Origin of the sequence: Methylobacterium tarhaniae (genome assembly GCF_001043955.1) — a bacterium.
Classification (GTDB): Bacteria; Pseudomonadota; Alphaproteobacteria; order Rhizobiales; family Beijerinckiaceae; genus Methylobacterium; species Methylobacterium tarhaniae.
Window position 1 is genome coordinate 1 of the sequence record NZ_LABZ01000094.1, and the last position, 22,448, is coordinate 22,448.

Sequence of the window (22,448 nt, forward strand, 5' to 3'; positions counted from 1 at the left end):
GTGCGCGACGGCGCCGTCGCGGCGCGGGTCGAAGGCCCCTACGGGAGCGAGGGTTACGTGCGCCAGGGCCTCGCCGCGCTGCCCCGCTTCGACGGGCGCCACGCCCTCGTCGGCAGCTGGATGGTCGGGGACGAGCCCGCCGGCCTGTGCCTGCGCGAGAGCGACGGGCTCGTCACCACGGACCGGGCCCGCTTCGTGCCGCACATCATCGACCCGTGACCGATCCCTCGCGGGCGCAATGCGAAGGCCGTCCGGCTCAGGAGCCCCCGGCCCCGCAGCACGCCCCGCTCTCCTTGAGCGGGCACAACGCCCCGCAGGACGGCACACCCGGCAGGCGCTGGCGCAGGCAGCAGGTGCGCCGCCGCCGGCCCGCGGCGGTGTCGCACAGGGCCTGGGCGAGGGGGCTCCTCGCGGCGGGGGAAGGCGCGGCGCAAGGAGGCCCGCACCAGCCGAGGCAGGTCGCGACCTCCGGGCAGGCCAGCGTCTCGGGTTCGCCGAGCTCGCGGGCGACGTAGTCGAGGATCACCGCGGCATTGCCCCAGATCACCCGGGGGGCGATGCCGCACCGCTCCCGGCACAGTTCGACGAAGGGCCGCAGATGGTCCTCGACGAGGCCCGCGAGCCCGCCGGAGGCGATCCCGGCCGGGCGGCAGGGCGGGCATCGTGCCGCCTCCGGCTGGACCAGGAAGCGGGCCGGGCGGCCCGCCGCGTCGAGTTCGAGGCTCGTCGTCGCGAAGGCGAGCGGCAGCGGCCGCCCGAGGCGCACGAGCGCCGTCAGGACCGGGGTGGCGAGCGGGGCGAGGTAGAACTGGCTCCAGTACGAGACCAGCGCCCGCCGGTCGACCGTGCCCGGCACGACCCCGAGCCCGGCCTCGAACGCCGTCAGGGTGGCGTCGAACACCGCGGGATCGCGCAGCGCGACGAGGGGCGTCGCCCCGGGCCCGCCGGGCCCCGCCGCCACGCCGTCGCGATAGGTGCCGAGGGAGGCCGGCACGCAGGCGGCGATGTCGGGGATCATCGCGAAACGCCTCGTCCCTCCGCCCGGTCGGCCCGCAGGGTGCGGACGACCGTCAGCGCCAGCCACGCCAGCGCCGCGGCGTAGAGCGGCAGCGTGGCGGCGAAGTAGCCCGGCCAGCCGGCCCAGCCGGCGAGCGCCGGGGCGGCGACGCGAAGCGGCATCGCCGCGAAGAAGGCGGCCCCGAACAGCAGCGCGTAGTCGGTGGCGGGCCGCGGTCCTTCCGCCCAGCGATAGATCATGTTGAACACCGGCACCCCGAGGAAGCCGCCGAAGACGAAGTTCAGGACCGTGGCGGTCACCGCGAGCCCGTCCGACCGGAGGAGGCAGGCCGCCGCCATCAGGCCGCCGGCGGCCAGCACCCCGATCCCGCCGAGCCCGATCAGCCGCACGGTGCCGAACCGGGCGGCGAGGCCGCCGGCCATCAGCGCCATCGCCAGGTTGACCGCCGGCAGGACGCTGCCGGTGAGGAACCCGACCCGGCCCAGCGGCACGCCGAGATCGAGCAGCGCCAGGGTGTTGGGGCCGCCGACGAGGTAGGCGGCGGCGAAGTAGGCGCCGAGCGCGGCGATGCGGCCGGTGAGCACGCGCAGCCGCTCGAACGCGCCCGACCAGCGCTCGGGCAGCCCGCCGGCCCCCCGCAGCCGCGCCTCCGGATAGGTGAGGATCGGCAGCAGGCAGAGCGCGTCGAGCCCGGCGCAGGCGAGGAGCGCCAGCGGCCAACCGAGCGCGTCGTAGGAGCCGACCAGCACGCCGACCCCCAGGATGCCCCCGAGCGAGGCGCCGCAGAGCTTGGCCGAGGCGACGTAGGCCCTCCGCTCCGCCGGCACCGTCTCGACCACCAGGGCCTCGAGCGCGATGTCCATGGTGGCGACGCAGGCACAGGTCGCGATGGCGAGCGCCAGCAGCGCCGGCAAGGGCCAGTGCTCGCCGAGGCTCAGCACCGCGAGCAGCGCGACCGTGGCGCCCTGCGCCGCGACGATCCAGCCGAGGCGATGGCCGAGGAACGGCAGCCGTACCCGGTCGAGCAGGGCCGCCCACAGGAAGGTCAGCCCGACCGGCAGGTTGATGAGCTGCAGGAGCCCGACCGCGGCGAGGTCGAGGCCCCGCGCCCGCAGGATCAGCGGCGCCCCGCCGGACAGGAAGCCGAGCGTGGCCCCGAAGGTCACGTAGAGGCAGAAGAACGGGGCGAGTGGGCGCAATGCGGCGAGGCGGCCGCTGCGGATCGCGACGGTGTGCATCAGAGCAGGCGAAGCCCGGCGCGGCCCGTCCCGTGGCGGCAGTTTGGAATCACACTAATTCTTCTTTGTGTACAGGCACTTGAACTTACGGGAGACGGTCCCGGCCTGCAAGGTCGATGCTCCACCCGTGCAAAGCCGCGTGTCGCGCGCAACATGGCGCGAGCGGCGCATCGGAAGGCCCCGGCAGATTCAGGGGCGAGCGGAGAACCGCCCGCGCCGGGAGCGGGCCGGGCCGCCCGGCGAGCCTGTGGCGGCGTTCGGGACCACGCGTGGGGCATGACCGCCGGTTCGAGCCTCGCGCCACGCCCGGTCTGGCAGCGTCACGGCAGCGGGTCGGCCCGGAACCCCGGCAGGCCGTCGCCGCGCTCCAGGCATCGGCACGGGGGGCGCGCCCCGGCCGCATCCTCCGGGGCCGGCTCCCCGCAATCCAGGAGATGGGTGAGCAGCCTTTCCAGCTGCGATGCCTGATACGGCTTCTGCATCACCGGGGCGGCCTGGTAGGCCGGGTCGACGCCCTGGCGGCCGTAGCCGGTGGCGAACAGGAACGGCACGCCGCGGGCGCGCAGGAGGTCGGCCACCGGGTAGCTGCGGGCATCGCCGAGATTGACGTCGAGCACGGCGAGGTCGAAGGCCTGCTCCTGCGCCCGGGCCAGCGCCTGGTCGAGGCGCATCGTCACCGTCACCTCGCAGCCGAGGTCGAGCAGCATGTCCTCGGCCAGCATGGCGACGAGGCTCTCGTCCTCGACCAGCAGGACCCGGCATCCGTCGAGCGTGCTCATCGCGCCGGGGATCCTCCGGCCGAGCCGGCCTGCACCAGCGCCTGACCGGCCCAGCCGAGGGGCGTCAGCGGGATCCGCAGGCGGCAGGCGACACCGTCCGGCGCGTAGGCGATCTCGGCGCTGCCGCCGAACTCCATCGGCAACTGGCGCTCGACCAGCCGCGAGCCGAAGCCGCGGCGGGCCGGCGGCGTGACGGCGGGGCCGCCCTCCTCGCGCCAGTCGAGGGCGAGGCGGGGGCGGCCCTCCTCGCCGCCCTCCAGGGTCCAGCACACCGCGACGCGGCCCTCCGGCACAGACAGCGCCCCGTGCTGGGCGGCGTTGGTGGCGAGCTCGTGCAGCGCCATGCCGAGGGTCACCGCCACCTTCGGGTGCAGGCGGGCATCCGGCCCGTCGAGCCCGACGCGGTCGGCCCCGATCGGGCCGAGGGCCCGCTCCACCACCCCGCGCAGGCTGGCGCTCTCCCAATGGTCCGCCTCCAGCGCGTCGTGGGCGCTGGAGAGCGCCGCGAGGCGGGCATCGAACAAGGCCCGGCTGGTCTGGTCGGAGCGGCCGCGGAAGGTCTGTGCGGCGATCGACTGCACGGTGGCGAGGGTGTTCTTCACCCGGTGGTTCAGCTCGTCGATGAGCAGCCGCTGGCGCTCCGCCGCGGCCTTCTCCTCGCTGATGTCGCGCACCTCGATGATGGTGCCGATGACGTGGGCGGCATCGTCCCGGATCGGGCTCGCGGTGAAGCCGACGGGATAGAAATGACCGTCGCGGTGGACGAACACCTCCTCGCCGCGCTCCTGGTTGTTCTCCGGGAAGGCGCGGTCGATGGCGCATTCGTGCAGCGGGAACGGCCGCCCGTCCGGATAGGTGTGGTGCACGATGTCGTGCAGCGGGCAGTCCCGCGCCAGCACCTCGGCCAGCGTCCAGCCGGTCAGCTGCTCGGCCGCGCGGTTCATGTAGATGCAGTGCTGCCGGTCATCCATCAGGAAGATGGACACCGAGGCGTTGTCGAGCACGGCGTTGAGCCGCCGCTCGGTCTCGAACAGCTGGTCCCCGCGCCGGAGCGTCGGCAGCGCTGCCGCTGCCGCAGCGGAAGATTTCAGCGGCTGCCGTGGATCGGTCACGGATCTCACCCCTCGTCGCGCCGGCCGACCCGATCCGGCCAGGGCCGCATCTAGGGCGGGATCGGGCCGGGGCAATTCGGAGGGGCCGCATGAAGGCGCATCCGTCACTGCCGCCGACACGATCTCGCACCGGCACAGAATTGTGCAACTCGATCGTCGTCTTCTTGATATTTACCGATCTACAATCACGACCTTAGGTGATTTCGAAGGCATGGGGCGCGACTCGGCTGCGGCGTCCGCCGGCGCGGGCGGATCGTCGATGGTCCGGCGCTCCGTACGGCGCCGCCCTGCCCGCCGTGCCGCGTCCCCGCCGCGGGCTCAGCCCGCATCCCGCAGCCGCCCCCCGGCCTCGCCGTATCCGAGCGCCGCCGCCGCCCGGTTGGCGATGCCCCGGCTCACGGTCACCCATTCGAGGTCGTTGATCGCCTTGACCAGCCGCTCGCGCTCGGGCGCACGATCCTCGTCCGGCGCGGCCTCGGCGAGGGTCACGGCGGCGATCAGGACCTGGTCGCGCCCGTCCTCGATCCGGGGATCGCGCTCGACACGGCCGCGGACGTCGTCGTCGAAGCGCTTGATGACGGCCCAGGGCAGGGCGTCGGCGCTGCAGCCCGACGGGTAGCTCCGGGCGACGAGCCGGGCCTCGGCCGCGGCCTCCCGGACGAGTTCGACGAGCTTGGCGACCATGGCGTGTCCGCTGCGAGTGTCAGGAGCGGGAACCCGCGAACCGGCCCGCGGGTCCCGCAAGGGCGCGCCTTACCACACCGGCCCCCCGCCGCCTTCCATGTCCCTCGGCATCCGCCGGCGGCAGCGTGCGCCCGGCCACCGCCCTGCGCCCCGATCCGGGGCGCGGGCGCACCGGGCCGTTCGGGACTGGCCCGGTGCGGAGGCGGCGCATGATCCGGCCGGGTGCTCCGGCCAAAGGAGGTGGCGGGGCAAGGGAAGTGGCGGGCAAGGACGAGATCGAGCCAAGACGAAGCCCCCGGCAGGGGGCGTCGGGAGGCCGGAGCCCGGGGGCGAAGCGATGATCGAAGGCACCGGCAGGTCTACGCGTCCGGTTTGCGGCTTGTCCGCCGGTGAAACCCCTGCGTCCGGAGCCGAGTCTTGCAGTCCCTGATCGAGATTTCGACTTCGAGCGTCCCGGACGGTTAAGGGTTCGGCGTCTTTTGAGCCGTATTGCTCGTCCCGGCACGAGGGAGCGCGAGGCACGGCGCGCTCCGATCCGTACGGGAGGAAGATGTGGTCGGTATCGGCGTCGTCGAACCAACGGGCAGGCAGGATATCGACGGGATCCTGTGGGGTTGGAAATGGGATACGACCCACCTCACCTACTCGTTCCCGGCGAGCGCGTCGGAATACGGATCCTACGCGGAGATCAAGGACTTCACCGCCTTCAACACAGCCCAGCAGGACGCAGTCCGCCGGCTGCTGGCGAACGTGGCGGACATCGCCAACCTGACCTTCACCGAGACGACGGCATCCGGCGCCGACCTGCGCTTCGCCAATGCCAGCGCGATCAACTACTCGGACGATCCGGCCATTCTCTCCGAGACGGGGCTGCATCCTCCCGGCAACGGCAGCGCCGAGGCGAATCCGCCCGAACTCGGCTATCATGGCGCCCCGCCGGCGAGCGCTCCCTTCGCCCAGGGCGACAGCTGGTACGGCCCCGGCTACACGAACCCGGCGCTCGGCAGCTTCGCCTACTCCGCCGGCCTCATGCACGAGACCGGGCACAATCTCGGGCTCAAGCACGGCCATATGGAGCAGGACGCTCACGGGATAGAGTTCCCGGTCTTGCCGTACGATCACAATTCGTACGAATACTCGGTGATGACGTACGTCCAGTATCCGGGCGCCCAGTTGGACAGCGGTGACAACGCGCCCAACCACCCGACGACCTTCATGCAGGACGACATCGCGGCCCTCCAGTACCTGTACGGCGCGAACTACTCCTACAACAGCGGCGACACCGTCTATACCTGGAACGCGGCGACGGGCGAGACGTCGGTCGACGGCGTCGCCCAGGGAAGGCCGGACAACAACTTCATCCTGATGACGCTCTGGGACGGCGGCGGCAACGACACCTACGACCTGTCGAACTACACGACGGACCTGGCGGTCGACCTCAACCCCGGACAATGGTCGACCTTCGCGCCGAGCCAGCTCGCGAATCTCGGCAATTCCGGCGAGCGGGACAGCGACTACATCGCCCGCGGCAACGTCGCGAATGCCGGTCTCTTCGGGGCAAACCCGGCCTCCCTGATCGAGAACGCGACCGGCGGGACCGGCAACGACGCCCTCACCGGCAACGACGCCGGCAACCGGCTCGCGGGCGGGGCCGGGACCGACACGCTGAGCGGCCTGGCCGGCAACGACATCCTGCTGGGCCAGGACGGCGACGACCGGGTCGTCGGCGGCGGCGGCGATGATTTCGGCTCGGGCGGCTGGGGCCGCGACACCGTCGCCGGGGGTGCCGGCAACGACCTGCTGTTCGGCGACGACGACGACGACTGGGTCGATGGCGGCCTCGGCGACGATCGCGTCTATGGCGGCACCGGCATCGACACCCTGTTCGGCAGCGACGGCGCCGACATCGTCGCCGGCCAGCAGGACGACGACTTCATCGGCGCGGGCGCGGGCAACGACTTCGCCTTGGGTGGAGACGGCAACGACGAGGTGCACGGCGAGGACGGCAACGACCTGCTGTTCGGCGACGAAGGCAACGACGGCGTCTATGGCGAGGCCGGCGACGACCTCGTCCATGGCGGCGGCGGCAACGACTTCATGACCGGCGATGCCGGCAACGACCGGCTGCTCGGCGAGTCCGGCGACGACCGGCTCTCGGGCGGGGACGGCGCCGACGACCTGTCGGGCGGGGCCGGCAACGACACCCTGGCGGGCGACGCCGGCAGTGACCTGCTGTTCGGCAATGCCGGGGACGACCTGCTGAGCGGGGGGGCGGGGCCGGACGTCTTCGCCTTCGGCCGGGGCGACGGGCGCGACCGGATCCTCGACTTCGTGGCCGACGGCCCGGAGGCCGACGTGATCGCGTTCAAAGGCGGCGCGTTCACGAGCTTCGCGGCGGTGCAGGCGGCGAGCCGCCAGGACGGGGCCGACCTGGTGATCGCCTTCGGGGCGGACGATGCGGTGACGCTGCAGAGCACCCGGCTCGAGGCGCTCACGACGGCCAACTTCGTCTTCGCGTAGAGCCCCCCCGGCGCATCGACCCGGTCCCGGGCCTATCCGGGACCGGCGGTTCCACACCAGCGCGCGTATACCAACGGTCGAAAGAGAACGACCTTTGGTTCCGTTCTCGAATTGTCGCCAAGCTTTTGGCTTGAAATCGAAAATTCGAGATGGGTCAACGGCCTGATGCGTCAGCATCTGGTATTATGCATCGACACGTCGATGCATCAGCGCCGGCGCCCGTTCGGGCTTAGCCAGCGCCTTCGGACGAGTCTGTTCGAAGGCGCTGCGGTATCACGCGTCCTCGGCCAGGACACGCGCGAGGTAGTGCCGCACGAAGGCCGGCATCCGGGCGGGGTCGAGATCGCTGTCGCGGCGCACGACGACGATGGCCGACAGCTCGGGCTCCGCCTCGGCGGCGAGGTGGGCGGCGATCCGCCCCCGCACCGTCGCCTCGTCCTCGTCGAGCTGCACCGGGCGCAGGAGGGCCATCAGGCCGCCGTCGCGCACGATGACCCAGCCGGGATCCGGCCCCTGCGGCGCGAGGAGGCCGGTTTCCTCGTGCAGCTCGCGCAGGGCGCTCGCCGCGAGGTCGACGCGACCGTCGGGGTCGATATCGGTCGGGTCCGGCGTGCCGCACGGGAAATAGACCCGTCCGGCCGCGGCGGTGTGCGGGCCCATCTCGCCGAGGAGGAAGGCGCCGTCCCGGGTGCGCGGCACCGCCGCCGCGAAGACGTTGAGGACGGTCCCGTCCGGGAAGCCCCAATCCTTGAGGGCGGTGAGGGCGGCGTACTCGGCCTCGAACAGCTCGGCCGTGAGAACCCCGTCCGCGAGGTCGAAGCGGCGCAGCATCAGCACCGTGCCGTTGAACATCGCCGGACGGGCGGCCCGCCGCGCCTCCCAATGGGCCTGGATGGCGGCCCGGCTGTCCCGGGCCCAGGGCCAGTCATGGGCGACCATCCTGGCCTCGACGCGGCGGGCCGGCATGAGGGTGATCCCCGTCACAGGCGCAGCTCGCCCTCGGAGACCAGGACGGCGCTGCCGCCGATCTCGGCCGCGCGCAACGCTCCGTCCTCGATGGTGAGCTGGAGCGCGATCTCGCTCGGGCGGCCCATCTCGACCCCTTGCGCGATCGTGAGGTCGTGGGTGCCGCTGCCCAGGGGCTCGAACTGCATCAGCGCCCCCGCGAAGGCCGCCACCGCGCCGCCGGTCGCTGGATCCTCCGCGATGCCGGCGGCGGGGGCGAACATCCGGGCCCGGAAGCTGTGGGCCGGGTCCCCGGTCTCACCGGTATAGAGGAAGACCTTCGCGCCGGGCCCGAGGGCCTGCACCATCGCCTCGGCGCTGGTCCGCGCCCGCGCCAGGGCGTCGAGACCCTGGACCGGCACGAGGTGGAACGCCGTGCCGGCGCTGTAGCGGCTCGGCCGGTGGCGGGCGAAGCCGATCTCGGACGGCGACAGGTTCAGGGCGGCGGCCAGCGCCGTCGCGTCCGGCTCCTCGCCCCAGCTCTCCGGCAGCCGCGGCAGGCGGAACCGCGCGCGGCCCCATCCCTCGCCGGTCTCGACCACGCAGGGCACCACGCCGACCTGCTCCTCGAGCCCGAACGCCACCGCGTCGGCGACCTCCGCCCGCCGGTCGCCGAGGGCGAGCAGCACCGCGGTGCCGACCGTCGGATGGCCCGCGAAGGCGAGCTCCTGGGTGGGCGTGAAGATCCGCAGCCGCGCCCGGTGCCGGGCCTCGGCGGGCGGCAGCACGAACACCGTCTCGGACAGGTTGAACTCCCGGGCGATGGCCTGCATCGCGGCATCGTCCAGCCCCTCGGCATCCAGCACCACCGCCAGCGGGTTGCCGGCGAGCGGCTGCTCGGTGAACACGTCCAGGGTGGCGTATCGGCGTGCGGGCATCGGTCATCCGTCCTTCGGAAGGCGTGCGGCGAGGCAGCACGGATCGGGTGGACGGCGCAAGCCCCGCGGACGGGCGTGGCCGCCGCGCGGAGCCGTCATGGCCGTGCCGCGCAACGGCCATGACGGCAGCCTCTCACACCGCCTCGACCGGAAAGGTGCGGCTCGGGGCCACGAACTCGTCCTGCGCCGCGACGGTCAGGATCTCCCGGGCGCCGGCCTCGGCGGTGCGGCGCAGGAGGCCGAAGACCGAGGCGGCGGCAGCCCCCAGGGCCTCGCCGGCCGAGCGGCTGCGGGCGTAATGCACCAGGAACAGGGCGGCGGTGGCGTCCCCCGCGCCGTTGACGCTCAGCGACAGCCGCGGGGTGCGCAGGCGCCAGAACCGCCCGCCCTCGCCGGCCAGCATGTCGATGCTGTCGTCGGGCGTCTCCTCGGTGTGGAGCGAGGTCACCAGCACCACCTTCGGGCCGCTCGCCTGAACGGCCGCGACCGCGGCTTTGGCGTCGGCCAGCGTGCGGATCTCGATCCCGCTCAGGTAGTCGAGCTCGAACTGGTTGGGAGTGATGAGGTCGGCCGCCGGCACCGCGTGGTCGCGCATGAATTCCGGGATGCCGGGGCGCACGAACACCCCGCGGCCGACATCGCCGATCACCGGGTCGCAGCAATAGAGCGCCGCCGGGTTGGCCGCCCGCACCCGCGCCACCGCCCGCAGGATCGCGGTGCCGATATCGGCCGATCCCATATAGCCCGACAGGACCCCGTCGCAGGTGGGCAGCACCCCGCGCTCGGCGATGCCCTCGACCAGCTCCTCGATGGCGGGGCCATCGAACACCCGGCCGCGCCAGGCGCCGTAGCCGGTATGGTTGGAGAACTGCACGGTGTGGACCGCCCAGACCTCGACCCCGAGGCGCTGCATCGGGAAGACCGCCGAGGCGTTGCCGACATGGCCGTAGGCGACGTGGGACTGGATCGACAGGACGTTCATCGCGATACGAGACCCCGCAGACGATGCGACCGGCCCTCGGCCGTCGCGCCGGCCCGCACGATCCCCGGAGCGGCCGCGTCTGGCAACCTCTTCCGCACCGCGAAAACGCGCCCCCGGCCGCACCGGCGCGGGTTCACGCGGTGCTCATACCTGCCCGCTATACCGCCGGGGAGACGGAACGCCCGGCCGCCTCCCCGACTTGTCCCGCCATCCCGCTCACCCACGGTCAAGGCTTCATGGACTTCGAGAGCTTACGCGCCACGGTCCTCGACTTCGTGCGCGACCACCAGGCCTGGGCGCCGGTGATCACCGGGATCATCGCCTTCTGCGAATCCCTCGCCGTGCTCTCGCTGCTGGTGCCGGCGACGGTGATCCTGATCGGGATCGGGGCGCTGATCGGCTCCGGCGCGATCCCCTTCCTGCCGGTGATGGTCGGGGCCGCCATCGGGGCGATCCTGGGGGATTGGGTCTCCTACGAGATTGGCCGATACTACAAGGACGGCGCCAAGCGGCTCTGGCCGCTCAGCCGCTATCCCGAGATGGTGCAGAAGGGCGAGACCTTCTGCCAGCGCTGGGGCGCCTGGGCGATCTTCGTCGGCCGCTTCATCGGCCCGGCCCGCGCGGTGGTGCCCCTGGTGGCCGGCGTGGCGCTGCTGCCGCGGCTGTGGTTCCAGCTCGCCAACCTGTCCTCGGCCTTCGTCTGGGCCTTCGTCTGGCTCGCCCCCGGGGCAGGCCTGATCGACTGGCTGCGGCGCGCATGACGAAGCGGTAACGGCAGCCGTGGAAAGTAAGGACCGCAGCCTCGACCGGCAGGATGCGGATCCGAACAGCCGCAATCCGGCGGCATCGTCTCATCGATTGTTAAGCGGCCGCGGCACACACCGAAGGTGCCGCCCGGATCCGGGCCGCATCCGGAAGCGGTCAGATGCCCGACGTCACTCCGACCTACACGATGCCGAAGGCGGCGCTCCTGCGGTGGCTGGCGGATCCGGGCATCGCCCTGCCCGAGGACCTGCGAAGCCGCCTGCTCGCGACGTTCCTGCCCTCCATCGCCTCGCTGGTCATGGGCGCCGCGGCGATGCTGGCGATCGAGGTCGCGGCCGCGATCCGGCATCCCGGGCCGGTCTTCCTGGGTCTGCTGGCGGCGGATGCCGGGCTCCTCGTCCTGCGGGTCGGGCTGTTCCTGTACCTCCACCGGGCGATCGGCCGAGGGGGGCGGGTACCGACGGACCTCCTGCTCGCCAGCAGCCTTCTCTGGGCCGGCCTCGTCGGCCTCTCGACCGTCCTGTGCTTCGTCAGCGGCGACGCGCTGCTGCAGATCCTGGCGCCCCTCACCATGATGGGGATCGTGAGCGGGATCGTGACCCGCAATTACGGCGCGCCGCGTCTCGCCGTCGCGATGGCCGCCTTGTGCGACCTGCCGCTGAAGACCGTGTTGCCGATCCATCGCGCCGACGCCTGGTACCTGATCGGCACGCTCCTGGGCCTGCTCTTCATGGTCGCGATACGCAGCACCGTCATGCGGCTGAACCACGGCTACGTGCAGGTGCTGCTCGCCAAGCGCGAGAGCCACCGCCAGGCCACCCATGACCACCTGACCGGCCTGAGCAACCGCACCGGGCTGATGGAAGACCTTGCCGGGCGCCTGCCGCGCGAGGCCGACGCCCTCGCCCTGCTCTATCTCGACCTCGACGGCTTCAAGGCCGTCAACGACCGTTTCGGCCATGCCGCCGGAGATGCCCTGCTCGTGCAGGTCGCCGGGCGGATCAGGGCCGCGATCCCGGAGGAGTGGCGGGCCGCCCGCCTCGGCGGCGACGAGTTCGTGATCCTGGCCTGCGGCGCGCGGGTGCGCGAGGCGGCCGTCGTGGCGGCGCGCCTGATCGAGGCCGTGAAGGTGCCCTACGAGCTCGGGCCGGACGGTTTCGGGGTCGGCATCGGCCTCAGCATCGGGATCGGCTGGGCGATGCCGGGGATGGGGCCGGAGGCGCTCCTCGCCGAGGCCGATGCGGCGCTCTACCGCGCCAAGGCCGACGGGAAGGGCCGCTACGCGACGACGCCCGAGCCGCGCGCCGCCGCGACCCGGGTGGGGTGGGCGTGAGGCGGATCTCGGCTTCGCCCAAGTGCCGCAGCCCAAGTGCCGCAGCCCAAGTGCCGCAGCCGAGATGCTGCACGAGCCCAAGTGCCGCGCGGGCGCAAGTGCCGCGCGGGCGCAGGTGCCGCGCGGGTTCTCGAGATCCGGTCCGGACGGGTCTTCCGGACCGGTTCTTTCAGCCCATCGCCCGCTTGATGAACCGGTCCTCGACGGTCGTGGCGAGGTCGATCTTGGCGACCTGCAATTCGGGATCGAGGGTGCGCACCAGCTCCAGCACGCTCGCCATGCCCTCCTGCGTCGGGATGCCGGTGCGGGAATAGCTCTCGAGCGAGTTCTTCACCGCCTGCACGTAGAGCGCCTTGTCGCCGAAATGGTAGGCGGGCGGCACCGTGTCGGCGATCTCCTCCGGCGAGGCGGCGACGATCCATTTCAACGACTTGGCGAAGGCGTTGACGACCTTCTGGGTCGCGGCGGCGTGGCGCTCGATCCAGTCCTGCTTGGTATAGACCACCGCCGCCGGGTTCGGGCCCCCGAACAGGGCCCGGGTGCCGGCCTCGGTGCGGGTGTCGATGATGACCTTGATGTCGCCGTCGGCCTCGAGCTTGGCGATCACCGGATCGAGGTGCGAGATGGCGTCGATCTCGCCCTTCTTCATCGCCGCGATGGCGCCGGCGCCGCCCCCGACGCCGATCAGCGCCGCGTCGGTGGCCTTCAGCCCGGCCTTGATCATCGCGTACTGGGCGGTCAGCGCGGTGGAGGAGCCCGGCGCCGTCACGCCGATCTTGCGGCCTTTGAGTTCGGCGGCCGACTTCACCGTGTCGCCGAGGTCCTTGCGCACCCCGATCACGATGGCGGGGAAGCGGCCGAGCTCGCAGACGGCGCGCACGTCCTGGCCCTTGGCCTGCATCCGGATCGTGTGCTCGTAGGCCCCCGTCACCACGTCGACCGAGCCGCCGATCAGGGCCTGGAGCGAGCGCGCGCCGCCGCCGAAATCGTTGATCTCGGCGTCGACGCCCTCCTCCTTGAAGAAGCCCTTCCGCTCCGCGATCGTCAGCGGCAGGTAGTAGAGGAGCGGCTTGCCGCCGACGCCGATGCGGACCTTCACGGTGTCGGCCCGGGCGGGCACGGCCGGCGCGAGGGCCAGGGCGGCGGCGCCGGCGAGGAAGCTGCGGCGTTGCATTGGAAATGTCTCCCTTGCTGTCTCAGGCTTATGTTCTGTCAGCTCTGGCCGCCGGCTTGCGGGCGCCAGACCAGGAGGCGGTTCTCGATCAGGGTGACGACCGTGTCGATGACGATGACGAACACGGTCAGGATCAGCATGCCGGCGAAGACGCCGGTGACGTCGAACACGCTCTCGGCCTCGTGGATCTTGTAGCCGAGCCCGGCCGAGGAGCCGAGATACTCGCCCACCACCGCCCCGACGAGGGCGAAGCCGACCGCGGTGTGGAGCGAGGAGAACATCCAGGTCAGCGCCGAGGGCCAGTAGACGTGGCGGAGCAGCCCGCGCTCGCTCATCCCGAGCATCCGGGCATTGTTGAGCACCACCGGGCTCACCTCGCGCACGCCCTGGTAGACGTTGAAGAACACGATGAAGAACACCAGGGTGAAGCCGAGCGCCACCTTCGACCAGATGCCGAGCCCGAACCACAGGGCGAAGATCGGCGCCAGCACCACCCGGGGCAGGGCGTTGGCCGCCTTGATGTAGGGGTCGAACACCGCCGCCAGGAGCGCATTGCGGGCGAACAGGAACCCGAAGGCGATGCCGCCGAGCGCGCCGGTGACGAAGGCCAGCACCGTCTCCTGCAGGGTGATCCAGAGGTGGCCCCAGATCTCGGGGTTCGACATCTCGGTCCAGGTCCGCTTGAGCACGTCGACCGGGGTCGAGAAGAAGAACTGGATCTGCTTCGGTGCGCCGAGAACGGGATAGACGGTGAGCACGTGCCAGATCGCCAGGCCGACGAGGCCGACGAGGATCTGCAGGGCGAGGAGACCAAGGCGGTTCATGGGGCGGTTCACGGGGCGATGTCTCCGATGGGGCGCGTCACGCCGGAGCGTCCGCATAGGCGCGGGAGACCTCGACCCGCAGGCACGACCAGATCTCCTTGTAGAGGGCGTGGAATTGCGGCTCGAGGCGGATCTCGCTGATGTCGCGCGGGCGGGGGAGATCCACCTTGAACTCGCCGACGATGCGGGCGGCGGGTCCGGCCGAGAGCACCACCACCCGGTCGGAGAGCGCGATCGCCTCCTCGAGATCGTGGGTGACGAACATCACCGCCTTGCGGTTGGCCGCCCACAGGTCGAGGAGCAGGTTGCCCATGATCTGCCGGGTCTGCGCGTCGAGCGGCCCGAAGGGCTCGTCCATCAGCAGGATCTCGGGATCGCGGATCAGCATCTGGGCGAGCGCCACGCGCTTGCGCTGGCCGCCCGAGAGCATGTGCGGATAGCGGTCGACGAAGGCCTTGAGCCCGACCCTGCCGAGCCACTCGCGGGCACGCGCCAGCGCGTCCGGCCGGGGCACGCGCTGCGGCTCCAGGGCCACCGCGACGTTGTCGAGCGCCGTCTTCCAGGGCATCAGGGCATCGGCCTGGAAGAGGTAGCCCGCCCGGGCGTTGAGGCCCGACAGCGCCGAGGAGAACACCGTGACGGTCCCCGAGGCGGGCTTGAGCAGGCCGGCGGCGGCGTTGAGCAGTGTCGACTTGCCCGACCCCGTCGGCCCGACCACCGCCACGAACTCGCCCGGCATCACCCCGAGATCGATGTTCTCGACCGCGACGTAGCGCTTTCCGCCCTTCAGGGTGAAGGCGATGCTGACGCCGTCGAGGCGCACGGCGTCGTCGTGGGCGAGCGCCGTGCCGCCGACCAGGCGCATCCCGGTCCGTCCTCCCTTACGCCCCTCCGCGGCGCGCTGCCCGACCATGCCTCCTGCCTCCCTCCCGTCCCGGCCGTCTCGTGCGGCTCCCGGCGCGGCCGACCATCGACGAGCGGGCCCGTGAGATCAACCGCTCCATCCGTCGCGTGGACCGGATTCGGGGACCATGGACCGGGCGGCGCGGGTGCGACATGGGCCGCAGGTGACAACATCGAGCGAAGCTGGTCCGATGGCGTTCCCGATTCGGTCCCACGGCAACCTCTCAGCAGCCCCTCTCCACAGCCTTGTCCGCCGCCATCGCCCTCTCGCTCCCCGTCGACCGCCGCCAATCGCCGACCGCCCTCGGCGTGCAGCGGGGCGTGCGGCGCCTGTTCGCCGAGCTCGGCTCCGTCACGATCCCGGAATTCACCCTGGCCAACGGTCGGCGCGCCGACCTCATCGCCCTGGGCGGCTGCGGCAAGCTGACGATCATCGAGATCAAGTCGAGCGTCGCGGATTTCCGCGCCGACCGGAAATGGCCGGACTACCGCGACTTCTGCGACCGCTTCTACTTCGCGGTGCCGGAGCACCTGCCGGTGGAGATCCTGCCCGACGACACCGGGCTCATCGTCGCCGACGCCTTCGGGGCCGCGATCCTGCGCGAGCCGCCGGAGCACCCCCTGGCCGGCGCGCGCCGCAAGGCCGTGACCCTGCGCTTCGCCCACGCGGCGGCGGGCCTGCTCCATGCGCTCGCCGATCCGGGCTCGATCCGCGAGGGGGCGCTGTAGGCAGGCGCGTAGTGGGCCAGCGGGGCCGGAACGTGGTCAGCCCGGCCCTGCGACGGGCCGCTTTCGGCCGAGGCTGCATGAAAGCGAAGGAGGGATTTCTCCTCTGGCCGCCCTGGCCGGTGCCGGAACAGGCATCATGTATGGTCTCGAAACCGCCATCCCGGATGCTCGGCTCTCTGCCAGGTCGAGAATTCTTCCTGGATCCCGGGTCGCGCCTGCATCCTCACGCGGTCCGGATCCGATCCGGACCATAGGGCTCACGTCCCCGTCTCATTCCCCGAACGCCGGCAGGCTCCCGGACTGATAGGGGCTGGCCCCAGTAAAATACCAGGATGCGAGGTCCCCGAACCGTGTGAAGGCCCGTTCATAGTAGTCCGATGCATGCTCGCGCGGGACGTTGGGGTGCGTGGCCCAGTCGCGCACGAACCCGTCCAGATACCAGAACCTTCCGCCGCCCATCGCGCGAACCTCTCCCGCTCGGTGGGCGGCCGGGCCTGCTCCCGCTCGACGAAGGCCTGCATCAGCGCGATCAGACGCAGAAAGGCGGGTTCGGACCAGGTCAGTTCGGTCCGCAGCGCGAGCAGGAAGCTTCCCGGCCCGGCTTCGAATTCGTGGCGGAGCGCAGCGTCGAGATCGTGCATGACGTGACTGGCTTGAGTGATGAATGGCGCCTCTACAATCAAGGTCCGCGCTTCCACGCCGAGAGCATCGCGCGGTCGCGCCGCAACCGGCCCCTGCTCCAGGTCTTTGATTGTGCCAAAGTTGCTGCGACGAACCGGCATCCGCTTCGTCGAGCGATGCTCCAGGCATTCGTATGCGCGGCCTCCTCGATTGAGGCCGCCTTCAAAGAACGAGATTCTCGTCGAACCGGTCCGGTGACAGCGGCAGCCGGAACTCCACGGCGACGCCGCCCTTGAACTGGCGCACCACCCGGGCTGGGGTGCGGCCGAGGATCATGCTGCAATCGAGCGGCAGCTCGACCTCGCAGGACAGGGCGGCGCCCGAGAGCGAGATGTCGATGATCCGGGCGGCGACCTCGCGCCCGCCCTCGAGGCGCAGGAGGGTGAGCGCCTGGCGCGGCACCACGCGCTCGTGCCGGCGGTCCTCGGGGAGGCCGAGCACCGCCCGGTTGGCGAGCCAGGTGAGCTGCGAGGCGATCTTGTCGCGCTTGCGCGAGGTGGCGGTGATCGAGGCGGCCAGGCCGTCCGGCAGGAGCCGGGCGACCGTTCCCTCGATCCGCCCGACATGCTCGAGGTAGATCACGATGCGCTCGCCGACCTCGCCGCCAACCGCGCAGGTCAGCCGCACCCCGCCGGGCGACATGTCGACGGTCTGGCAGGGATATTCCTGCCGGTCGGAGAGCATGTAGCGGCCGAGCAGGGACACGGCCACGCGGTGATGCCGGCGCTGGTCGACCGCCGCCCGCAGGGTGAGGGGACGCAGGCTCGCCGGTGAGGCCTGGCTCATGACGCTGCCCATCACGCTCGCCATGACGTGCGACTCTCCCCGCGCGGACCGTACCGCGCGGCGCAGCCTGCGCCGGAATGGTTAAGGAACCGCCGCCTCAGGCCCGCCCGCCGCGATGCACCACGAAGCGCTTGCGGCGCTCGAGGCCCGGCTCGTCGTTGGCTGCGGCCGGGGGCGCCGCCAGCGGGGCGGGGGCGGCATTCGCCTCGGCGGCGGTGAGGATCCGCAGGGACACGGTGCGCAGGGCCACGATCGGGCGCAGGCCGAGCCAGGTCGGGATCACCGCCGGCGAGAGCGAGCCGATCACCCGGGCCTGGGTCTTGCCCCGGTGGCGCAGCGGCAAGAGCAGCAATTCGAGGTCGATCGTCTCGCCGGCCTCCGTCACCCCGACGAGGCCGACCACCACGCCGGCGGTCTCCTGGATCACCACCTCGACGAGCCGCCACGGATCGGCGGCCGGGGCCTCGCCCCACAGACCCGCGAAGGAGAACCCCCGCAACTCGCTGCCGAACAGGGCGCAGAGCCGCGTGCCGGCGAGCCGGACCGTGGCGGCGTGCCGGGGCGCATCGATCTCGAGGATCAGGCTGTCGGCCAGGACGTGGCGGATCTCGCCCGGCTCGATCTCGCCCCGCTCCGGTGCCGCGCGGGCGCCGCGCAGGCCGTTCCAGTAGGCGTGGAGCATGCGGCTGGTCGGGTGCTTCATGGCGTCTCGGTCTGGCACGGTCTTTTGATCGGGCGGTCCAGGGGCCGCCGGACGGCGCCCCGTTCTGGGACGGCGGCCGGCTGAGCTGATTCGGTTCAGCAGACCGTATGCCGAACGGCCGAGCCGCGAGAGCGTAAGGTTTGGTTAAGGTTACCAAGTCATAAATGTTGCGTTTCTCCCACACCCGCGCGATTGTCGCGGACGACAGCGAATTCGGGCTGGCTGGGGCGGCGAGCGCACCCTATGCCCGCCCGCATGCAAAGGGGTGAGGGCCAGGTCCGGCCCGCGTCGTCACGGTCCTGACGGCGTTCCGCGCGCAGCCCGAGCGGCTGGGCGTGATCGCCCTCTTTCGGGGAGAGCGGCAACGCTCTCCCTTTTTTTGCCCGCCAAGGTTCGTCCGCCGAGTTTCGTCCACCAAGCGTGTTTTCTCACGGGGTAACATCCCGTTTGCCGGGGGCGCGCAGGGCCCGCGACGGCGCCCGCACTTGCGGTCGGGCCTGCGGCCCCGCAAAGGTGCCCGCATGGATGCCACCCCCGACCTCCCGCGACCGCCGCGCGTGCCGGTGTTCAACATGCCCGCCGTGGTCACCGCCTCGGTCGGGATCCTGGTCCTGATCCACGCCGTGCGGCAGGTGCTGCCCGACGTCTGGGACATCACCCTGCTCCTCGACCTCGCCCTGGTGCCGGCGCGCTGGACGCTGGCCCTCGATCCCGACCGGGCCGCGGACGTGCTGCGGGCGGCCGCCGCCTCGCAGGGCAGCGCCTTCGAGGTCGAGACGCGCAAGGCCTTCGCGGCCTACCTGGTGGCCGATCCGGGCGCGATGCCCTGGACCTTCGTCACCTACGCGCTCCTGCACGGCTCCTGGGCCCACGTGCTGCTCAACAGCGTCTGGCTCGCGGCCTTCGGCACTCCGGTGGCGCGGCGCTGCGGCGCCTGGCGCTACGGCCTGATCGCGCTGGTCTCGACGGCCGCGGGCGGCCTGCTGCACGTCCTCATCGACCCCTTGAGCACCGTGCCGCTGATCGGCGCCTCGGCCGGCGTGTCGGGGCTGATGGCGGCGGCGGTGCGCTTCGCCTTCCACCCGGCCGAGGCGACCGGGCCCGCCGCCTTGCCCTGGCAGCGCCCGGTGCCGACGCGGCTGCAGACCATCCCCGAGCTCCTGCGCAACCGCTCGGCGGTGGTGTTCCTCGCCATCTGGTTCGTCACCAACCTGCTGTTCGGCCTCGCCGCCCTGCCGCTGGGGTTGAGCGATTCCGCGGTCGCCTGGGACGCGCATCTCGGCGGCTTCGTCGTCGGCTTCCTGATGCTTCCCCTGGTCGACCGGCTCGGACGACGCTGACCTGCAGCAAGGACTCTTCGCTTCGACTTCCGGGGTGCTTGCGTCGTCCGGCGCACGGTCACACACTCCTCGTCCAGATGAGCGTCCCGCCCGGATCGCTTCAGGCCGGCGGGGCCCGAGCAGGGAGGTGTTGATGACCGTTGCGCGCATCCTGTCGCAGAAGGGCCGCACCGTGGTGACCGTGCAGCCCCACCGCACGCTGGCGGAGGCGGCCGCGCTCCTCACCGAGAAAGGCATCGGCGCCCTGGTGGTGAGCGATGCCGGCCAGACCGTCCTCGGCATGCTCTCGGAGCGCGACATCATCCGGGCCGTGGTCCGTGGCGGCGGCGCGGCGCTCGACGCCCCGGTCTCCCGGCACATGACCGCGAAGGTGGTGAGCTGCACCCGCACCGCCGCGATCGACGAGGTGATGGAGCTGATGACCGACGGCCGCTTCCGCCACGTCCCGGTGGTCGAGGACGGCCGCCTGGTCGGCCTCGTGTCGATCGGCGACGTGGTCAAGCACCGTATCGAATCGGTCGAGGCCGAGCACCGGGCCCTGCGCGAGTACATCGCGACGGCGTGACCATCCGGGGCCGCACCGGGGCTTCGCCCGGCGCCCTCCGGCGAGGCCCGTTCCCGCGGGCCCCGGGCCCCTCGCGGCCGAGGTCCCGCGGCCGCTCCGATCGCGGCCGGCGGGGCTGGCCGTCCGCTCCTGATACAGGATCGGCGCCTTCGCCAGGGTGATGCGGCGGGATCCGGCCCCTTGGAGCGGGTGATGAGCAGGTCGGCCGGCGGCGAGCCGATCATGGCGCCGCCGCCGAAGCCCCTGATCGCCATGCCGGTGGCCATGCCGCGCCGGTCCGGGAACCACTTCGCCAGGGCGGGACCGGCGCGTGGCCGACGCCGCCGGTCAGCCCAGGTCTGCCCCGTCAGCGCCGCACCCGCAGCCCGCTCGCGACGGCGCCGGTCAGCGCCAGCGCGCTCGCCAGCCACAGCACCGTCACGGTGCCGCCGGTGTGGAGGTAGCCGAAGATCACCGCGACCATCGCGGCGCCGAGGGATTGGCCGAGGAGACGGGCGGTCGACTGCATCCCGCTCGCGCCGCCGCTGCGCTCCCGCGGCGCGCTGGTGATGATGACCTTGTTGTTGGGCGACTGGAACAGGCCGAAGCCGAGGCCGCACAGGGTCAGCCGCGCGGCGATCGCGAGGGGCGAGGCGTCCGGCGGCACGGTCGCCATCAGGGCGAGGCCCGCCGACAGGGCAACGAGGCCGATGCCGCCGAGGAGGCCCGGGGGATAGCGGTCGGCCAGCTGCCCGGCGAAGGGGGCGATCACCGCGATGGCGATCGGCCAGGGCGTCATCAGCGCCCCGGTCTGGGTGCTCGAGAGGTGCAGCACGTCCTGGAAGTAGAACGGCAGCGCCACATAGGCCATCATCTGGGCCGAGAACGAGCAGACCGAGCTCACCATCGACAGCGCGAAGACCGGGATGCGCAGGAGGTCGATCGGCAGGAGCGGCGCCGGCAGGCGGGCCTGCATCCACACGAAGGCGGTGCCGACGAGGAGCGCCCCGGCCAGCAGGGCCAGCGCCGGGCCGCTCCGGCCCGGCTCGCCGAGCCCGTCGACGCCGGTGATCAGCAGGCAGAAGAACAGCGCGTTGAGGAGCGCGCTCAGGGCGTCGAAGCGGGCGCCGCTGCGGGGCGTGGCCGGCAGGGTCCGGGCGGCGAGGATGAGCGCCGCGACGCCCAAAGGCACGTTGACGAGGAACAGCCACGGCCAGCTCGCCACCGACAGCACCGCCGCCGCGACGCTCGGTCCCGCCGCCGAGGCGATCGCCACGATCAGCGCCATGGTGCCGACGCCGCGCCCGATCATCCGGTGCGGGTAGATGAAGCGCACGAGCGCGATGTTGACGCTCATGATCCCGGCCGCGCCGAGGCCCTGGACGATGCGGGCCGCGACCAGGACCGGCAGCGAGCCGGCGAGCGCGCAGGCGAGCGACGCGGCGGCGAACAGCGCGAGCCCCGTGCAATAGACCCGCTTGTAGCCGAGGATGTCCCCCAGCGAGGCGAGGGGCAGCAGGGCCGCGGTGACGGCGAGCTGGTAGCCGTTGGTGACGAAGATCGCGGCCCCCGGGCTGACCTGCAGGTCCCGGGCCATCACCGGCAGGGCGACGTTGACGATGGCGCCGTCGAGCACCGCCATCGACATGGCGATGCCGATCGCCAGCATCGCCCACAGCCTCTCCCGGGTCGGAAGGCCGTCGGCCGCCTCCGCCGCCATCGGCCCTGCCGCTCCCGTCATCCGTCCCGCGCTCCTGTGCGGGCGCCGCGACGCCCATGACGGGCGCGTGAGCGCCCCCCGGGAGCCCCCGGCGGACGACGCGTCGGCCGCCGGGGGTCCTGTCGTGTCGCAAGGTTCGTCTCGCAAAACCGGCGACCACCGTTGCGACATCGGCTTAGCCGAAAGCCGCGCGGCCCGCACCTGCCCGCCGCCTCATCCCGGCCCTGCGCGCAGGGCGGAGATCCCGTCGCCCTCGGGCTCGGGAAAGCGCGTTGACACGCCTGTCCGGAGGCGTAGGGAGCCGCCGTGGCCCGGGCGGCCTTCGCGCGCCCCGCCACCCCAACCAGGAACCCACAACCCCATGCCGAGCGACAGTCACGGTCGATCGACCGCGCCGTTCGCGCCGGCCGCTCCGCGCGGGGATGCCTGACCGGGCGCTCTCTTGGGCGTCGGCCGCGCGGACGGCCGCCCCCCGAGAGGTGCATCATGACCTTCACCCTCCTCCCCTTCGCCCCGAAGGGCGCCGTGTCCGTCCGCCTGCCCGAAGCTCCCGTCGGGCCGGTGCAGAAGGCCGTCCTGCGCGCCACCTGGTCCCTCGATCCGGAAACCGGCCGGCCGGTCTGCCGCCGGAGCACGGAGGGCGGGGGGACCGACACCCCGACCCGCCGCCCGGTGGTGCTCCGGCACGCGGCGGCCGCGCAGCGGTCGGGGAGGGGGAGAGGGAGAGGGA

General features: G+C 72.2%; 22 protein-coding genes. 8 read left to right on the top strand and 14 right to left on the bottom strand.

Going from position 1 to position 22,448, the window contains the following annotated elements:
* Positions 1-219 (top strand): glutathionylspermidine synthase family protein (locus VQ03_RS13910; protein WP_167376095.1); only part of this gene is annotated, 219 nt, incomplete at its 5' end.
* 37 nt (positions 220-256) lie between these two features.
* Here VQ03_RS13910 and fhuF read toward each other — a convergent pair.
* The 5 genes from fhuF to VQ03_RS13935 all read right to left on the bottom strand — a co-directional run bounded on the left by fhuF (position 257) and on the right by VQ03_RS13935 (position 4,831).
* Complete coding sequence (gene fhuF, locus VQ03_RS13915; RefSeq protein ID WP_048451486.1) at positions 257-1,018, bottom strand: siderophore-iron reductase FhuF; 762 nt, start codon at positions 1,016-1,018, stop codon at positions 257-259.
* Positions 1,015-2,256 carry an MFS transporter gene (locus VQ03_RS13920; protein WP_048451487.1) on the bottom strand — a complete coding sequence of 414 codons (1,242 nt, stop codon included), beginning with the start codon at positions 2,254-2,256 and terminating at the stop codon, positions 1,015-1,017. The genes fhuF and VQ03_RS13920 overlap by 4 nt, the downstream gene beginning before the upstream one ends.
* A 320-nt stretch (positions 2,257-2,576) precedes the next feature.
* Positions 2,577-3,035 (bottom strand): response regulator, encoded by a 459-nt coding sequence (locus VQ03_RS13925; protein WP_048451488.1) that lies wholly within the window; start codon positions 3,033-3,035, stop codon positions 2,577-2,579.
* On the bottom strand, positions 3,032-4,147 hold the full coding sequence (locus tag VQ03_RS13930; protein WP_048451489.1) for a sensor histidine kinase: 1,116 nt from the start codon (positions 4,145-4,147) through the stop codon (positions 3,032-3,034). The genes VQ03_RS13925 and VQ03_RS13930 overlap by 4 nt, the downstream gene beginning before the upstream one ends.
* A 318-nt stretch (positions 4,148-4,465) precedes the next feature.
* A complete protein-coding gene (locus tag VQ03_RS13935; RefSeq protein ID WP_048451490.1) occupies positions 4,466-4,831 on the bottom strand; it encodes a hypothetical protein in 366 nt (121 codons plus the stop codon).
* A 552-nt stretch (positions 4,832-5,383) separates the two neighbouring features.
* Here VQ03_RS13935 and VQ03_RS34620 point away from each other — a divergent pair.
* Entirely contained in the window at positions 5,384-7,351 is a 1,968-nt protein-coding gene (locus tag VQ03_RS34620) for a M10 family metallopeptidase (protein ID WP_053078571.1), read from the top strand.
* 273 nt (positions 7,352-7,624) lie between these two features.
* Here VQ03_RS34620 and VQ03_RS13945 read toward each other — a convergent pair whose 3' ends face one another.
* The 3 genes from VQ03_RS13945 to pdxY form a co-directional block, all read right to left on the bottom strand.
* Positions 7,625-8,317 (bottom strand): NUDIX hydrolase, encoded by a 693-nt coding sequence (locus VQ03_RS13945; RefSeq protein WP_048451505.1) that lies wholly within the window; start codon positions 8,315-8,317, stop codon positions 7,625-7,627.
* A 14-nt stretch (positions 8,318-8,331) separates the two neighbouring features.
* Entirely contained in the window at positions 8,332-9,234 is a 903-nt protein-coding gene (locus VQ03_RS13950; protein ID WP_048451491.1) for a PhzF family phenazine biosynthesis protein, read from the bottom strand.
* A 133-nt stretch (positions 9,235-9,367) separates the two neighbouring features.
* Positions 9,368-10,216 carry a pyridoxal kinase PdxY gene (gene pdxY / locus VQ03_RS13955; protein WP_048451492.1) on the bottom strand — a complete coding sequence of 283 codons (849 nt, stop codon included), beginning with the start codon at positions 10,214-10,216 and terminating at the stop codon, positions 9,368-9,370.
* Positions 10,217-10,452: 236 nt separating this feature from the next.
* On the opposite strand from pdxY, the gene VQ03_RS13960 reads away from it, so the two are divergent.
* Positions 10,453-10,977, top strand: coding sequence for a DedA family protein (locus tag VQ03_RS13960; RefSeq protein ID WP_048451493.1), 525 nt, complete (start codon positions 10,453-10,455; stop codon positions 10,975-10,977).
* 164 nt (positions 10,978-11,141) lie between these two features.
* Entirely contained in the window at positions 11,142-12,314 is a 1,173-nt protein-coding gene (locus tag VQ03_RS13965) for a GGDEF domain-containing protein (RefSeq protein WP_053078572.1), read from the top strand.
* A gap of 169 nt (positions 12,315-12,483) precedes the next feature.
* Here VQ03_RS13965 and VQ03_RS13970 read toward each other — a convergent pair whose 3' ends face one another.
* Genes VQ03_RS13970 through VQ03_RS13980 form a run of 3 tightly spaced genes read right to left on the bottom strand, consistent with a single transcriptional unit; the run spans position 12,484 to position 15,177 of the window.
* Positions 12,484-13,488, bottom strand: coding sequence for an ABC transporter substrate-binding protein (locus VQ03_RS13970; protein ID WP_048451494.1), 1,005 nt, complete (start codon positions 13,486-13,488; stop codon positions 12,484-12,486).
* A gap of 38 nt (positions 13,489-13,526) precedes the next feature.
* Entirely contained in the window at positions 13,527-14,312 is a 786-nt protein-coding gene (locus VQ03_RS13975; RefSeq protein ID WP_048451495.1) for an ABC transporter permease, read from the bottom strand.
* A 37-nt stretch (positions 14,313-14,349) separates the two neighbouring features.
* Positions 14,350-15,177 carry an ABC transporter ATP-binding protein gene (locus VQ03_RS13980; RefSeq protein ID WP_208605513.1) on the bottom strand — a complete coding sequence of 276 codons (828 nt, stop codon included), beginning with the start codon at positions 15,175-15,177 and terminating at the stop codon, positions 14,350-14,352.
* A gap of 284 nt (positions 15,178-15,461) precedes the next feature.
* On the opposite strand from VQ03_RS13980, the gene VQ03_RS13985 reads away from it, so the two are divergent.
* On the top strand, positions 15,462-15,944 hold the full coding sequence (locus VQ03_RS13985; protein ID WP_048451497.1) for an MmcB family DNA repair protein: 483 nt from the start codon (positions 15,462-15,464) through the stop codon (positions 15,942-15,944).
* Positions 15,945-16,787: 843 nt separating this feature from the next.
* Here the strand turns inward: VQ03_RS13985 and VQ03_RS13995 are convergent.
* Positions 16,788-17,411: a PilZ domain-containing protein gene (locus VQ03_RS13995; RefSeq protein WP_048451507.1), complete on the bottom strand. Its 624-nt coding sequence runs from the start codon at positions 17,409-17,411 to the stop codon at positions 16,788-16,790.
* Between the two features lie 97 nt (positions 17,412-17,508).
* Positions 17,509-18,114, bottom strand: coding sequence for a PAS domain-containing protein (locus tag VQ03_RS14000; RefSeq protein WP_048451499.1), 606 nt, complete (start codon positions 18,112-18,114; stop codon positions 17,509-17,511).
* Positions 18,115-18,635: 521 nt separating this feature from the next.
* Here VQ03_RS14000 and VQ03_RS14005 point away from each other — a divergent pair.
* Together VQ03_RS14005 and VQ03_RS14010 are read left to right on the top strand one after the other, a co-directional pair.
* The gene (locus VQ03_RS14005) at positions 18,636-19,454 is read left to right on the top strand and encodes a rhomboid family intramembrane serine protease (protein ID WP_048451500.1); all 819 of its coding nucleotides are present in this window, start codon (positions 18,636-18,638) and stop codon (positions 19,452-19,454) included.
* Between the two features lie 133 nt (positions 19,455-19,587).
* On the top strand, positions 19,588-20,019 hold the full coding sequence (locus tag VQ03_RS14010; protein ID WP_048451501.1) for a CBS domain-containing protein: 432 nt from the start codon (positions 19,588-19,590) through the stop codon (positions 20,017-20,019).
* Positions 20,020-20,365: 346 nt separating this feature from the next.
* Here the strand turns inward: VQ03_RS14010 and VQ03_RS14015 are convergent, their stop codons facing one another.
* A complete protein-coding gene (locus VQ03_RS14015) occupies positions 20,366-21,739 on the bottom strand; it encodes an MFS transporter (protein ID WP_083467991.1) in 1,374 nt (457 codons plus the stop codon).
* A 465-nt stretch (positions 21,740-22,204) separates the two neighbouring features.
* Here VQ03_RS14015 and VQ03_RS14020 point away from each other — a divergent pair.
* A partial coding sequence (locus VQ03_RS14020; protein WP_048451503.1) for a hypothetical protein occupies positions 22,205-22,448 on the top strand: 244 nt, incomplete at its 3' end.

Bases quoted from the DNA above. Each gene is read 5' to 3' on its own strand.
- VQ03_RS13970 (WP_048451494.1), bottom strand. From the start codon at position 13,488: ATGCAACGCCGCAGCTTCCTCGCCGGCGCCGCCGCCCTGGCCCTCGCG.
- VQ03_RS13995 (WP_048451507.1), bottom strand. From the start codon at position 17,411: ATGAGCCAGGCCTCACCGGCGAGCCTGCGTCCCCTCACCCTGCGGGCG.
- VQ03_RS13980 (WP_208605513.1), bottom strand. From the start codon at position 15,177: ATGCGCCTGGTCGGCGGCACGGCGCTCGCCCACGACGACGCCGTGCGC.
- VQ03_RS14010 (WP_048451501.1), top strand. From the start codon at position 19,588: ATGACCGTTGCGCGCATCCTGTCGCAGAAGGGCCGCACCGTGGTGACC.
- VQ03_RS13960 (WP_048451493.1), top strand. From the start codon at position 10,453: ATGGACTTCGAGAGCTTACGCGCCACGGTCCTCGACTTCGTGCGCGAC.
- VQ03_RS13945 (WP_048451505.1), bottom strand. From the start codon at position 8,317: ATGCCGGCCCGCCGCGTCGAGGCCAGGATGGTCGCCCATGACTGGCCC.
- VQ03_RS13965 (WP_053078572.1), top strand. From the start codon at position 11,142: ATGCCCGACGTCACTCCGACCTACACGATGCCGAAGGCGGCGCTCCTG.
- VQ03_RS13935 (WP_048451490.1), bottom strand. From the start codon at position 4,831: ATGGTCGCCAAGCTCGTCGAACTCGTCCGGGAGGCCGCGGCCGAGGCC.
- VQ03_RS14015 (WP_083467991.1), bottom strand. From the start codon at position 21,739: ATGACGGGAGCGGCAGGGCCGATGGCGGCGGAGGCGGCCGACGGCCTT.
- VQ03_RS13950 (WP_048451491.1), bottom strand. From the start codon at position 9,234: ATGCCCGCACGCCGATACGCCACCCTGGACGTGTTCACCGAGCAGCCG.
- VQ03_RS14005 (WP_048451500.1), top strand. From the start codon at position 18,636: ATGGATGCCACCCCCGACCTCCCGCGACCGCCGCGCGTGCCGGTGTTC.
- fhuF (WP_048451486.1), bottom strand. From the start codon at position 1,018: ATGATCCCCGACATCGCCGCCTGCGTGCCGGCCTCCCTCGGCACCTAT.
- pdxY (WP_048451492.1), bottom strand. From the start codon at position 10,216: ATGAACGTCCTGTCGATCCAGTCCCACGTCGCCTACGGCCATGTCGGC.
- VQ03_RS13975 (WP_048451495.1), bottom strand. From the start codon at position 14,312: ATGAACCGCCTTGGTCTCCTCGCCCTGCAGATCCTCGTCGGCCTCGTC.
- VQ03_RS13925 (WP_048451488.1), bottom strand. From the start codon at position 3,035: ATGAGCACGCTCGACGGATGCCGGGTCCTGCTGGTCGAGGACGAGAGC.
- VQ03_RS14000 (WP_048451499.1), bottom strand. From the start codon at position 18,114: ATGAAGCACCCGACCAGCCGCATGCTCCACGCCTACTGGAACGGCCTG.
- VQ03_RS13920 (WP_048451487.1), bottom strand. From the start codon at position 2,256: ATGCACACCGTCGCGATCCGCAGCGGCCGCCTCGCCGCATTGCGCCCA.